The sequence below is a fragment of the Hoeflea sp. BAL378 genome (assembly GCF_000759435.1).
Taxonomy (GTDB): Bacteria; Pseudomonadota; Alphaproteobacteria; order Rhizobiales; family Rhizobiaceae; genus Hoeflea.
The window spans coordinates 1-12,906 of the sequence record NZ_JRJG01000069.1 but is presented as its reverse complement, the minus strand read 5'-3'; the positions used below and the strand labels follow the sequence as shown (position 1 = coordinate 12,906).

The window sequence follows — 12,906 nt, the reverse complement described above, 5'->3', positions numbered from 1 at the left end:
CCGCATCGGCGGCCTGAAGATCGCCCGCTTCGCCGGCACCGCCTTTTCCAACGAGAACACCGGCCTCATCGATCTGGCCGCGGTCGGCGGCGTCGCGCCGGTTGCCCCGGCTGACCTCGCCGCCCATCTGGCGCAGGCGGGCCTTGACGCCGACATCGTGCTTTTCGACAAGATGACGCCGCAGGCCGCCGCCCGCCCGCCGTTTTCTGCGCTGCCGCGCGTGCTGCACCAGAATCCGAGCTTCCAGTTGCCGCTGTTTGCCGATTTCGGCGCGGTGCTGGCGCAGATCAACGGCAAGCGCCGCCGCAAGAAGCTCCGGGTCTCCGAACGCCGGCTGGAGGCCATCGGCGGCTACCGGCACATTGTCGGCGACGATGACGCGCAGGCGCTGCGCCTGCTCGATGCGTTCCTGGCGCAGAAGCCGGTGCGGCTCGCCTCGCAGGGGCTGCCCAATGTCTTCGGCGGTCCCGAAGTCCGGGAATTCCTGACCGGCCTCGCCACGTCACGCACGGCCGAGGGCCTCCCGGCGCTCGAACTCCACGGCATCGAGCTCACGGGCGAAGGCCATGCCGGACGGATCATCGCCGTCGCCGGGCTCACCATCAAGCACCGACACGTCACCTGCCAGTTCGGTTCCATCGACGAGAGGGTCGCCGCGGACGCGAGCGCCGGCGAGCTTCTGTTCTACCGGATGATCGAACGCGCGTCGGCCATGGGCAACACGGTGTTCGATTTCGGCGTCGGCGACCAGCTCTACAAACGCTCCTGGTGTCCGTGCCAGACCCAACTGGTGGATTGCTATGCGCCGCTCAATCTCAGGGGCCGCCTCGCCGCGCCGCTGATCGTCGGAATGATCCGGCTGAAACGGGCGATCAAGACCTCGCCGACGCTGCACAGGGGTGCTGCCTGGCTGAGAGGACTTACGGTGCGCAAGCCCGCCGCGGCGGCGGCCGAAACCGACTGAACGGACAGGCTGTCCGGCGCTGGCCGAACGTGCCGGCCACGCGTGCGCCGCGGCTTACGCCACGGAGCTGCGGTGACCCTGCGGGCTGAGCGGCTGGCCCGGCGTCATCAAGAGCACATTCTCGAAGCCATGGGCGTTGAAGTCGGACAGCAGCCGCGCCACCTCGTCCTCGTCGGAGCGCAGGATCGACAGCACGATCTCGCCGCCTTCGGCGCGCGCGATCCGGGCCACCGAGGCCGCGTCGGCGGCGCCGCATTCGACGATCACCAGATCATAGGCCTCCGTCAGCGCATCGATCACCATCGGCAGGCGGTCGATGGCGCGCATGGCGCGGCGGGCGTTGGCGTTGCCGTGCGGAATGACGTGGGCGGAGGACAGCCGGTCGGGGTGGATCGAATCGGCGATGGAGATGTCGCCGCACATCAGGTCGGTGAGGCCCGGCAGGCGGATGGAGTCGGCCATCAGTTCGGTCGGGCATCCCGAGCCGGTGAGGTCGATGAGCAGCGTGTGCAAGCCCTCGCCCGCCACGGTGCGCGCCAGCATGACCGCGGCAGCCGATCCCTCGTCGCCCTCCGGCGAGACGCAGACCGCCACGGGGGTCCTGTCGGTGATGAGCTGATCGGCGACCGCCTCGACGCTGAAGTCGTCGGCGTCATTGGCAATGACCGGCATGGCCAGGGGCGCGGTGTCCGGCTCGTCGATAGAAGGTTGCGCTTGCGGCGCGGCCTCGGAGACAGGGGCCACCATTTCCAAGCGCTCCTCATAGGGCTCGCGGATCAGTCCCGAGGACGGGCGCAGCGCCCGGCCGGAGAACAATTCGCCCAGCATCACGCCGATCGAGGCCAGCAGGAAGGTGGCGAGCGCCGAGACCACGATGATCGGCCCGGTCTTCGGATAATAGGATTCGGACGCCGGCACCGCGCGGGAAATCACCCTTGCATCGGCCGGCAGTGCCTTGGGTTCGGAGCGCGACGCGGCTTCCCGGTAGCGGCTCAGATAGGTCTCCAACAGGTCGCGCTGGGCCGCGGCTTCGCGCTCGAGCGAGCGCAGTTCGACCGCTTCCTCGCCTTCGCGACCCGAGCCCGCCTTGAGCGCGTTGAGCTGGGCGGTCAGTTCCTCCTCGCGCAGGCGCGCCACCCTTGCATTGCTTTCGAGGCTCGACAGCACCTTGCGGATCTCGCCCAGGATCTGGGTCTCGACATCGGTCAATTGCGCGCGCAGGCCCTTCATGCGCGGATGCGCCTCCAGCAGCGTCGTCGACAGGTCGGCGATCTGGGCGCGGATATTGCCCTCGCTTTCGCGCAGGCGCTGCACCACGGGCGAGCTCAGCACATCGGAGACCGCGTCGACGGCCTGGCCGTTCTCGAGCGCGTTGCGCACCGACTGCGCCCGGGCTTCCGAATCGGCGCGTTCGGCGCGCACGCGGCTGAGTTCGGTGGAGATGTCCGACAACTGCTTGGCGGCGATCGTGTCCTGCTGGTTGACCAGCAGGAGCCCGGTCTGCGAGCGGTACTCGGCGACCTTGGCCTCCGATTCCCGCACCCGGTCGCGCAGCTTGGCGATCTCGGGCTCGAGCCAGGCGCTGGCGTCGGTGTTGTTTTCGAGCTTCGCCCCCGACTGGAAGGCGAGATAGGCGTCGACCAGCGCGTTCGGAACCTTGGCCGCCAGGCCCGCGTCCTCGGACGAGAATTCGATGCCGATCACCCGCGAGCCGGGCACGGCATAGACCTCGAGCTTCTTGTTGAGCTGCTTGAGCACGCGCTCTTCGGCCGGCACTTCGAGCGGGTTCTTCTTCAATCCCAGCATCACCAGCACTTCGCCGATCGCGGACGGATTGGCGGCCGGATCGAATTCTTCGCGCGACGACAGGTCGAGTTCCCGGGCCACCTGCTTGAGAAGATCTGTCGACCGGAGGATCTCGACCTGGCTGGTCACCGCGCGCTCGTCCAGCGCGACATCGGCGGTCTGCGAAGTCTGGTCGCTCGAGTAAACCGGCTCGCGGGTCTCGATCAGCAGCCTTGTCTCCGACTTGTAGAGCGGATTGATCAGGCCCGTCACCACGAAGGCCGCGCCCGCGGCGGCGGCGGTCAGGCTGGCGACCAGCACTTTCCTCTCCCAGACAGCCTTGAGCAGGCGGCCGAGATCGATATCCACATCGGGTTGCGGCATTGGCGAGACAGACATCGGCGGGTTACTCCATACTTACACTCGCCGTGAAGAGTAAACGAACATGGTAACGCAAGGGTTAAAGCGGTGGTGACGCTTCCTTTACCTTTGCATCGCCCTGCCCGCCTGCGAGCTTTCGGGCGCCCTCCACAATAAATCTTGCGAGTTTTACCGCCCGTTAACCCTAATGGATCGATAACGGTTCTCGAATATCGCACGTTTCGCGTGGAGCAAGAAAAAGTATGAAACCCGGCAAGTCCCCCGCCACGTCCAAGGCGACACTCCTGATGGCGGCCGCCATGACATCGGTCATGCTGGCGGGCTGCTCCGGCTATCATCCGGCGCCCAAGGCATTCCACGAAGCGGTGATGCAGCCCTACCGGGTCGACGCGGGCGACAGCCTGCGCATCACCGTCTTCGAACAGACCGGGCTCACCGGAACCTATTCCGTGGACCAGGCGGGCTACATCGCCTTCCCGCTGATCGGCGCGGTGCCTGCGCGCGGGCGCACCCTGCAGGAGCTGGAAGGCAGCATCGCCGCGAGCCTGCGGCAGGGCTATCTGCGCGACCCGGATGTCGCGATCGAGATCGACCGGTACCGCTCGTTCTTCATCATGGGCGAGGTCGGCCAGGCAGGCCAGTATTCCTATGTGCCGGGCATGACCGTGCAGAAGGCGATCGCCATCGGCGGCGGCTATACGCCGAGAGCGCATCATCCCGATGTCGACATCACCCGCACGATCAACGGCAAGATCCTCACCGGCCGGGTGCGGATTACCGATCCGATCCTCGCCGGCGACACGATCTATGTGCGCGAGCGGCTGTTCTAACCTCATGGCGGATACAAGACCCTTGCGGATTCTCCATTGCTTCCGGTCGCCGGTCGGCGGAATCTTCCGCCATGTCCGGGACCTGGCGGAACAGCACGCCAAGGCCGGCCACCAGGTCGGAATCCTGTGCGATTCCACCACCGGCGGGGCCTATGAGGACGCGCTGTTCGAAAGCATCATGCCGCATCTGGCGCTCGGGCTCACACGGCTGCCGATGCGCCGGTCGCTGGGGCCTTCCGACATCACCACCGCGATCAGAACCTTTCGCGAAATCAAGAGTTTGCAGCCGGACGTGCTGCACGGACACGGCGCCAAGGGCGGCGCCTTCGTGCGGCTGGTCGGTTCACAGTTACGGGTATCCCGGTATTGCGTTGCCCGTTTATATTCCCCCCACGGCGGAAGCCTGCACTACAGCGAGCGCACCCTGCGCGGCCATGCCTATTTCGCCATCGAGCGCATGCTCGAACGCTGGACCGACAGCCTGGTGTTCGTCTCCGACTACGAGCGGCAGACCTATATCCGCAAGATCGGCGAACCGCGGGCGCCCTGGCGGCTGATCCACAACGGCCTCCGGGACAGCGAGTTCGCGCCGGTCCAGGCCGCCGCCGGAGCCGCGGATTTCCTCTATATCGGCATGATGCGCAACCTCAAGGGACCGGATGTGTTCATCGAGGCGCTGCGCCGCGCCGAACAACTTGCCGGACGGCCGATCCGTGCGGTCATGGTCGGCGACGGCGAGGACAAGCCGCGCTACCAGGCGCGGATCGAGGCGCTCGGCATGGGCGCCCGGGTCGCCCTGCATGACGCGATGCCGGCCCGAGAGGCCTTCGCCATGGCCCGCACGGTGGTGATCCCGTCGCGCGCCGAATCGATGCCCTACATCGTGCTCGAGGCGGTGGCGGCGGGCAAGCCGGTGATCTCGTCGCGGGTCGGGGGCATCCCCGAGATCGTGGGCCCGGATTTCGCCGGCTTCGTTTCCGCGGGCGATGCCGAGGCGCTGGCCGGGGCGATGGCGCAGGATATCCTGCAGCCGGAATGGCTCGCTGCCGCGATGCCGGACATGGAGCGCTTCCGCGGCCACTTCTCCGCGGCCACCATGGCCGAGCGCATGGCCGCGCTCTACCAGGACTGTCTTTCCAGGAAGGCGCGGGACACATCCGCCCGCACGGTGTCAAGCCTTTCTTAGGGTGCGCGTGATATCCCGGTAGCAGCAGTTTCCGGGGAGGTATCGACCGTGAACAAGATGGACCGCGACAGCGCATTCAATCCCAAGGCCATCCGCAAGGCGATGGCGGAGATTGACGTCAAGCCGAGCCTCCGGGGCGCGGACGGCGAAGAGGCGGTTGAACTGAGCCGTCTTGCCCGCCAGACGGCCAGCCGGCTGTCGGAAGAGAACCTCTCCCCCACCATGATCATCGGCACGCTGCGGCTCGTGGAATTCGCCCTGCTGTCGCTGCTCGGCTTCCTGGTCTATGCGCTCTATGTCGGCATGACCTGGGAAATCACCTTGCTCTACTACGCCCCGGCGACCTTCGCCGGCGCGGCGCTGGCGGTGCTCCTGATCCAGATCGCCGACGGCTACCAGGTGCCCGCCGTCCGCAGCGCGCTGAGGACCCTGCCCAGGGTGCTCACCGCCTGGGCCGTCGCCTTCGCGCTGATTTCGCTGGCGGCGTTCTTCCTGCAATACGGCCTGGCGTTCTCGCGTGTTTGGTTCGCGGCCTGGTTCATCACCGGCGCGATCGCGCTGGTGGTGGTGCGCAACATCGTTGCCTACGGCATCCGCCGCTGGGCGCGCAACGGCGTGATGGAGCGCCGCGCGGTGATCGTCGGCGGCGGCGACATCGCCAAGACCCTGATCCGCTCCATCGAACAGGACCCCAACAACGACATCCGCATCTGCGGCATCTTCGACGACCGCGACGAGCGCCGCTCGCCGGCGGTGGTGGCCGGCTACCCCAAGCTCGGCAATGTCGATGCGCTGGTCAAGTTCGCCCGCCTGGCGCGGATCGACATGCTGATCATCGCCATGCCGCTGAACGCGGAATCCCGGGTCCTGCAGCTTCTCAAGAAGCTCTGGATCCTGCCGCTCGACATCCGCCTTGCGGCGCATGCCAACAAGCTCCGCTTCCGGCCACGCGCCTATTCCTATGTCGGCGCCGTGCCGATGCTCGACATCTTCGACCGGCCGATCACCGACTGGGATTCGGTCGCCAAGCGGATCTTCGACGTGTTCTTCTCGCTCCTGGCGATCGCGCTGTTCTGGCCGATCATGGTTGCCACCGCCATCGCCATCAAGCTCGATTCCAAGGGGCCGGTCCTGTTCATGCAGAAGCGCCACGGCTTCAACAACGAGGTCATCGAGGTCTTCAAGTTCCGCTCGATGTACACCGACCAGTGCGATCCCGCCGCCCGCGTCGTCGTGACCAAGGGCGATCCGCGCGTGACCCGGGTGGGCCGCTTCATCCGCAAGACCTCGATCGACGAACTGCCGCAGTTCTTCAACGTGCTTCGGGGCGACCTGTCGCTGGTCGGACCGCGCCCGCACGCCGTGGTCGCGGTGGCGCAGGACCGCCTGTTCGCCGAAGTCGTCGACGGCTATTTCGCCCGTCACCGGGTCAAGCCCGGCGTCACCGGCTGGGCGCAGATCAATGGCTGGCGCGGCGAGATCGACAATGACGAGAAGATCAAGCAGCGCACCGCCTGCGATCTCTACTACATCGAGAACTGGTCGCTGCTGTTCGATCTCAAGATCCTGTTCCTGACCCCGATCCGGCTCCTCAATACGGAACACGCCTATTGACCGACGCCACCCTTCACGCACCCGCCGCCTTCCAGCCGCAGCGCGCGGCGATCTCGATGCTGGCCTCGCTGTGCGTGGCCTTCGGCGTGTTCCTGTCGGGCTTCGTCATCAACGAGCCGGCACCCTATGAGCTGTTCCTGGCGGTGCTGATCGGCATCTGGGCAATCTTCGGGCTCAAGCTGTCGCGGCACATCGCGCCGCTGATCGTGCTCTACCTCGTCTTCAACATCGGCGGCATGTTCTCGATCCTGACCATGGAGGACGTCAAGGACACGCCGATGTACATGGCGGTCTCGCTGTTCCTGGCCTTCACCGCGATGTTCTTCGCCGCCATCATCGAAGCCGACCCGCGGCGCCTGACGCTGATCTTCCGCGCCTATCTGCTGGCTGCGATCATCACCTCGCTGCTCGGCATCCTGGGCTATCTCGGCGTGCTGCCCGGCGGCGACGTCTTCACCCGCTACGGTCGCGCCATGGGCGCGTTCCAGGATCCGAACGTGTTCGGCCCCTACCTGGTGCTGCCCGCGCTCTATCTCATGCACGGGCTGCTCACCGGAACGCTGAAGGCCGCGCCGCTGCGGATCCTCGGGCTCATGATCCTGGTCCTGGGCGTGTTCTTCTCCTTCTCCCGCGCCGCCTGGGGCCTCTTGGCAATCGCCATGGCGCTGCTGGTGGTGATCATGCTGATCAAGGAGCGCACCGGCGCGTTCCGGCTGAAGATCCTGGTCATGAGCCTGATCGGCGCGCTGCTGCTGGTGGGCGCGATCATCGTCGCGCTGCAGTTCGACCAGATCGCCGATCTGTTTTCCGACCGGGCCAAGCTGGTCCAGGCCTATGACGGCGCGCGGCTCGGCCGCTTCGAGCGGCACGCGATCGGCTTCCTGATGGCGCTCGAGCATCCGCTCGGCATCGGCCCGCTCGAATTCGGCCTGATGTGGGGCGAGGATACCCACAATATCTGGCTGAAGGCGCTGATGGACTATGGCTGGCTGGGATTCGTGAGCTACGTGGCGCTGATCGTGTGGACGCTGGTGCTGGGCTTCCGCTACCTGCTGCGCGATCGCCCATGGCAGCCCTATCTGATGCTCGCCTACATCGTGCTGCTCGGGCACGCGATCATTGGCAACGTCATCGACACCGACCACTGGCGGCATTTCTATCTGCTGATGGGGATCGTGTGGGGATGTATCGCGCTGGAAATGCGCTGGCAGTCGAACCTGCGCGCCCAGGCCGCGACCGCCGGCTGGCACCGCGCCTGACCTCATGCCACGCCAACGGCCTAAAGGGCGGACCCCGGCCCGCCGCTGAAAAATCCCGGATTAGGTGAAATGGTCGGAGCGGCCGGATTCGAACCGACGACCCCTTGTCCCCCAGACAAGTGCGCTACCGGGCTGCGCTACGCTCCGACATGTGGAAGGCCTTAGAACATAAGGTTTTTGGGGGCAAGGGCAAAATCACCAAGCGTGCGGAAAAACCGAAGAAAGCCGGGTTAGTGGGGAAATGGGGGCAAATATCCCCACCAGAATCCCCACGTGATGTTCATGCCTCGTTCTGGGTCCGGCGCGACCCTCCGTGTTGCTCTGAGTGCACTTCTCCTAGGTCGCCCTCCGTAGACTGATCAAGGTCCGCAAAAGGCGGAAAGCGGTCGTTCGCTGCATCCTGGAAGAACGGCGGCGATGCGCAGCATAACTGACGTTCCCGGCCTGTTTAGAGAGTTAGCGGAATGGAGCGGCAGGAAGATGAGTGAAGGCGAAGGACCTTCCCAAACCTGCCGAAATGGTGATTAAATCGGGTTGGCTGTCTAATTGAACCAACGGGTGAAACTTGTTTCCTGTCCTTATATCGGCACCATCGCCTTTGTATTTCTTTACAAGAGCCGAAAATGACGACTTCGACATCGACATCGAGAAAGTCAATTCCGGCACCTATAGTCCTCTAAAGCTTCATCGTGTGTCTTTCTTCTTGGATGCTGGATTGGAAGGCGGGAGCCCCATGGGCTTTGGCTTCGATGGGTCGATGCTAATCCCCCGAACTCCTTCAGTTAATTCGCCCGACGCTGCAATGGATTGTTTCAACGGCGTCAAGGCTGCGATGATGCTGGGAGGACTGCCACTGGATGCATCAACCCACGGGATGATGGGATTTGGTGAGTTAAAATCATCCGGCTACTTCAGATACACTCGCGCATTGGGCTCCGAGGCCCAAATCAGTCAAGCCCTCCAGGAAGGCGGCGCTGGCGGCCAGCTAAATATTTCGTTGCTATCTCCAAGGCGGATTACCCAGAAGGAAGTTGAGGATGCATATGCCGAGGGCCAGAAGGTCTTCACCCATTTGACCAAGCTTAACGCCGCATACCTCTCTTTGGCGTATTCCAGTCTGCGCCGCTCGGAAACACGTAATGCTCTGGTCTTTGGCTGGGTGGCCTGCGAGCAAGTCATCCAGCAAGTATGGGACGAATTCTTGATTGGAGATCAATACGTTTACGGCACGGAAAAGCGAAGGAAGGGCCTTAAAGCGACGAGAAATGTTGCGCCAAAGCTGGAGCTTTTGGCGTTGGCCAAGATAATCTCAGAAGATGCATACGAGACGCTAACCGTCGCGCGGAAATCTAGGAATGATTTTGCCCACACGGGCGGGGCAGTAACTTTCGACAGCGCTTTTGAATGCGTATCGGGCTTAATACTGTTAATACAAGAATTTGCTGACCTAAAGGGAGTTTCGACAGGCACCTCGCACCTTTTAGAAATCTTCAACGCAAGCGAACAAAAGGATGCGAAGCACTCAGCCCAAGAGGCAACCAAAGCGGGAAATGTCGACTGGGGAAGCGTCAAGTATTGGCGTAAGTTGTATAAGATTCCAGGCGATGAAGACTGGGAGGGAGACGATAGTCTTCTGGATGGCATCGAGCTCATGGATGCAGCCGAGGAAGCAAACCGTAAAGCTGATTGAGGGTGCGATAGCTGCCCGAGCATCAGCGGAAGGCGACGGTGAGAAATTGTCGGCCTTTCCTTGGTCAGTGCTGCTTAGCGGTTCCGTGAAATCATCCCGACCATGATCTGAGCTTCGGAAACGCACATTGGAGAGTCTCCCAACGTACGCACGCTACCCACTTTCAGTACAGGCTCCGTACGTCATGCTACGCTTCGACTCAAGGACCGTGAAAGGGTGGGACCGGCCATCCGCTGCGCGACGCGAACGGCGGCAATGGGCCGAGAGTATCATCGAAAACGGTATGCTGTTGTCCGCTTTAGAGCTTCCCCCGTTGCCGCAGCAGGTACTGCCTTCACACGGCAGGGGTCACAGGTTCAATCCCTGTCGCGCCCACCATTTTTTTACTACATTATCAATGACTTACACCGATCCACTGGACGGCGCATCAGGCGCTGTTCGGCACGGAATGGCAGAACATGGCAGGAACGGACGTGGAAAACGCGTGGACTTTGTTCACTCGCTGTTCCCGCGCCACCGCTCGAGCGCCGGAAGCGGCGCGTCGTTTCCGGTCCTTATCTGGCTCAATGTGATGGTCACGGATCCCGCGCACGCCGCGCATTTGAACCGCGCGCCTATATAGCTGCGCCCGGCCGGGCATTGTGCCAGGTCGATATCCTTGTGCACGCTGCAGCCACGGCAGAAGCCGGAGAGCTTGTAGCCGTGGCGGAGGAGATCGCCGAAGGTGAAGAGGTTGATGGGCGACATGCGGTGGTTCTCGACGGGCAGACCGATTCGCACCTAAACGGTCGGCATGGTAAGAAAAACAGTTATGCCGTGAAATCCCCGCTTGCAAGCCCAGCAGGAGAAAGCCGATGCCGTTCCGGAATGTAGCTGACCCTGATCAATTGGCGGTATTGAGAAGAGCACTGGCGGAGATTTGCGCCGCGTTAGATGTCCCTCATACCGACTCGAAGCGGCGGGACGAGCTCGCCGGGCGCATCCTCTGGTATCATAGTAACGGCGTGGACACAGTGGAGCATCTGAAGCGAAACGTGCTGGCAGAGATCACCGTCAGGCGTGACAAGTAGCCGGCTAGGCTGCATCCACCATCACCAGCTTGTCATCCGGCAGCGGCCGCTGCAATTCCTTGGCTTCATCCCAGGGTGCCGAGAGCCAGGTGTCGACATCTTCCGGCGCGGTGAGGATTACCGGCATCGCCTTCGGGTGGATCGGCGCCACGACGGCATTGGGCTCCGTGGTCAGGAAGGCAAAGATGTCGGCCTCGATCTCGCCTTCCTTCACCTTCCACACACTGGTCCACCGGGTCCAGATCCCGGCGAACACGAAGAGCGGCCGATCTTCTCCGACGGCGAACCAGTGCAGCGGCAGCCGCTTCGTCTCGGGGTCGCGGACCTTGCCGTATTCCGAAAACTCAGTCGCCGGCACCACGCAGCGGTTCTCGACGCCGAGCCAGCGCCGCCAGTGGGGCGAGGAGACGTTGCGCACATTGGTCACGCCACCATCAGCCTTGCCCTTGATGAACTTGGGCGGCGTCGGCATGCCCCAGCGGGCGCGCACCAGCTCGCGCTCGCCGCCGGCGCCATTGCGCACGATCGGGGCCGGGTAATCGGGATAGATCTTCCCCGGCTCCTGGTTGCCCACCTCATCGAGCACGGCGCGCGTGAACTCGCGGATGGACTGACGGCCGATCGTGATGTTGTAGAGGTTGCACATTTTCCGACCTATTCGAAAGGCTGATCAAAAGCCGATCCAATCACTGCTTACACCGGCTCTCCACATCCAGCATGGCGGCGGCAAATCCCTGCAGAGAGAAATGATCGGTGGTTACCGACTCGTCCGGCGACCATACGCGCAACTCCATTTCCGATCCCCTAATCATCTGCAGCAGCAAACTGAATTGGGCGGCCTCACTTTCGAGATACGCCATGTCTTCACCGAATGCCTCATTTCCATAAAGGAAGGCGAAGTCGTAAGCATCAGTTTCGATCGTAGCAAAGACCCGCTGTCCTGCCTCGAACAGATAGCGATGCTTGAATGTTATTTCGCTCGGGCGTCCGTCGGCCAGGTATCGCACAAAGAGACGGGCGTCACTGCGCCTGAGCTCCGTGGAAGGCTCCACCTGACTGTCGGTGCTCAGCACTGGACCCGTTGCGATCCAGCAATCCCCTCCGTCAACGAACACGCTCCAGTCTTTATGATAGGCGTCCGCATCGACAGCCTGCGCCGCCGATTGTGTACCGGCAGTGACACTCATTGCTCCGATGATGACGAGTAGAATTGCAACGTCAGACCAAATCTTCATCGATCCCCACCTCACGTCCCAAAGCAGGACCGCCGCAAACGACTCTCGGACATGCCCACGCCCAGATTCAACAGGGTGCATCATGCGCCTGGCCGCGACGTCTCTCAACCCTGCCAACACAACAATGCCCACCAATCCGAAGACTGCGGTGCATCAGGATCAGCCGGTCTCGGTCCGCGCCTGGTCGAGGTTCGCCACCAGCTTGCGAAGCGCGGGCAGGATTGCGGCGTCGGACCAGCCGGCCGCGCGCGCCTGGTCGATGGCGGCGATCAACAAGGGCTCAAGCGCCATCTGCATCTCGAGTTCGTAATCCGGATGATCGGCGGGAAACCGGGGCGGTTTCATCGCGCAGCCACCTTCAGTCTCGCCTGAACCGTGTCGGCCTCCTGCCGGGCGATGGTGAGCAGATAGGCCAGCATCTCGAATCCTCCCTCATCCGCCAGCCGGATGAGGCCTTCGATCGACCCGGTGATGAACTGGATCCGGTCCAGATGCTGCTGTGGTGTCACTGTCATGCGCGTCTCCCAGCTGCTCAATGCCCGCCGGCCGCTTTGGTTGCATCGGCCTGGCAGCGCATCGATCCCGTTGACGACCATAGCACCGCGCCATGAACGCAAAAAGCCCCGCGATCGGTGACGACCGCGAGGCCATTGGTCTCGATCCACAGGCAGACAAGTTTGCAGAGACTCCGACCGTGACTCGAGCAGTGCGGACGCCGGTGAGCACCGGGGGCGCGAAACGCATCGGCAAACGTGCTTTCCTCTTGCCGGTAGCTGGTCGTTCCCTGCCCGTCAAGTCTGCTCGTGCGTCATGGTGAGTGACGCTTCTATACGCATGTCCTGGTCTCGGCTGGTCCCGTCAACGGCTCAGCGAGGGGATCTTTGCCGCTGCT

The 12,906-nt window shown here is 63.3% G+C and carries 12 protein-coding genes and 1 tRNA gene; 6 read left to right on the top strand and 7 right to left on the bottom strand.

Going from position 1 to position 12,906, the window contains the following annotated elements; genetic code table 11:
* On the top strand, nucleotides 1–964 hold a 964-nt coding region (locus tag LL06_RS15690), incomplete at its 5' end, for a GNAT family N-acetyltransferase (protein ID WP_035528864.1).
* Between the two features lie 54 nt (nucleotides 965–1,018).
* On the opposite strand, the gene LL06_RS15685 is transcribed toward LL06_RS15690, so the two are convergent.
* On the bottom strand, nucleotides 1,019–3,148 hold the full coding sequence (locus LL06_RS15685) for an exopolysaccharide transport family protein (protein ID WP_035528862.1): 2,130 nt from the start codon (nucleotides 3,146–3,148) through the stop codon (nucleotides 1,019–1,021).
* A gap of 224 nt (nucleotides 3,149–3,372) precedes the next feature.
* Here LL06_RS15685 and LL06_RS15680 point away from each other — a divergent pair, with 224 nt between their 5' ends.
* Genes LL06_RS15680 through LL06_RS15665 form a run of 4 tightly spaced genes read left to right on the top strand, consistent with a single transcriptional unit; the run spans nucleotide 3,373 to nucleotide 8,019 of the window.
* Nucleotides 3,373–3,960, top strand: coding sequence for a polysaccharide biosynthesis/export family protein (locus tag LL06_RS15680; RefSeq protein ID WP_081964008.1), 588 nt, complete (start codon nucleotides 3,373–3,375; stop codon nucleotides 3,958–3,960).
* A gap of 4 nt (nucleotides 3,961–3,964) precedes the next feature.
* Nucleotides 3,965–5,146: a glycosyltransferase family 4 protein gene (locus tag LL06_RS15675; RefSeq protein WP_035528860.1), complete on the top strand. Its 1,182-nt coding sequence runs from the start codon at nucleotides 3,965–3,967 to the stop codon at nucleotides 5,144–5,146.
* Between the two features lie 48 nt (nucleotides 5,147–5,194).
* Complete coding sequence (locus tag LL06_RS15670) at nucleotides 5,195–6,760, top strand: undecaprenyl-phosphate glucose phosphotransferase (RefSeq protein ID WP_035528858.1); 1,566 nt, start codon at nucleotides 5,195–5,197, stop codon at nucleotides 6,758–6,760.
* Between the two features lie 56 nt (nucleotides 6,761–6,816).
* Nucleotides 6,817–8,019 (top strand): O-antigen ligase family protein, encoded by a 1,203-nt coding sequence (locus LL06_RS15665; RefSeq protein WP_052161626.1) that lies wholly within the window; start codon nucleotides 6,817–6,819, stop codon nucleotides 8,017–8,019.
* Between the two features lie 70 nt (nucleotides 8,020–8,089).
* Here the strand turns inward: LL06_RS15665 and LL06_RS15660 are convergent.
* Nucleotides 8,090–8,166, bottom strand: a tRNA-Pro gene (locus tag LL06_RS15660).
* Between the two features lie 451 nt (nucleotides 8,167–8,617).
* Here LL06_RS15660 and LL06_RS15655 point away from each other — a divergent pair.
* Nucleotides 8,618–9,709: a hypothetical protein gene (locus LL06_RS15655; RefSeq protein ID WP_035528853.1), complete on the top strand. Its 1,092-nt coding sequence runs from the start codon at nucleotides 8,618–8,620 to the stop codon at nucleotides 9,707–9,709.
* A 495-nt stretch (nucleotides 9,710–10,204) separates the two neighbouring features.
* Here LL06_RS15655 and LL06_RS15650 read toward each other — a convergent pair whose 3' ends face one another.
* The 5 genes from LL06_RS15650 to LL06_RS27690 form a co-directional block, all read right to left on the bottom strand.
* Nucleotides 10,205–10,456 carry a hypothetical protein gene (locus tag LL06_RS15650; RefSeq protein ID WP_035528850.1) on the bottom strand — a complete coding sequence of 84 codons (252 nt, stop codon included), beginning with the start codon at nucleotides 10,454–10,456 and terminating at the stop codon, nucleotides 10,205–10,207.
* Nucleotides 10,457–10,783: 327 nt separating this feature from the next.
* Entirely contained in the window at nucleotides 10,784–11,425 is a 642-nt protein-coding gene (locus tag LL06_RS15640; protein ID WP_035528843.1) for an SOS response-associated peptidase, read from the bottom strand.
* Nucleotides 11,426–11,465: 40 nt separating this feature from the next.
* The gene (locus tag LL06_RS15635) at nucleotides 11,466–12,014 is read right to left on the bottom strand and encodes a hypothetical protein (protein ID WP_152599638.1); all 549 of its coding nucleotides are present in this window, start codon (nucleotides 12,012–12,014) and stop codon (nucleotides 11,466–11,468) included.
* A 159-nt stretch (nucleotides 12,015–12,173) separates the two neighbouring features.
* On the bottom strand, nucleotides 12,174–12,359 hold the full coding sequence (locus LL06_RS15630; RefSeq protein ID WP_035528837.1) for a hypothetical protein: 186 nt from the start codon (nucleotides 12,357–12,359) through the stop codon (nucleotides 12,174–12,176).
* Nucleotides 12,356–12,529 (bottom strand): hypothetical protein, encoded by a 174-nt coding sequence (locus tag LL06_RS27690; RefSeq protein ID WP_161784984.1) that lies wholly within the window; start codon nucleotides 12,527–12,529, stop codon nucleotides 12,356–12,358. Before LL06_RS27690 ends, LL06_RS15630 begins: the two co-directional genes overlap by 4 nt.
* Nucleotides 12,530–12,906: the final 377 nt, after the last annotated feature.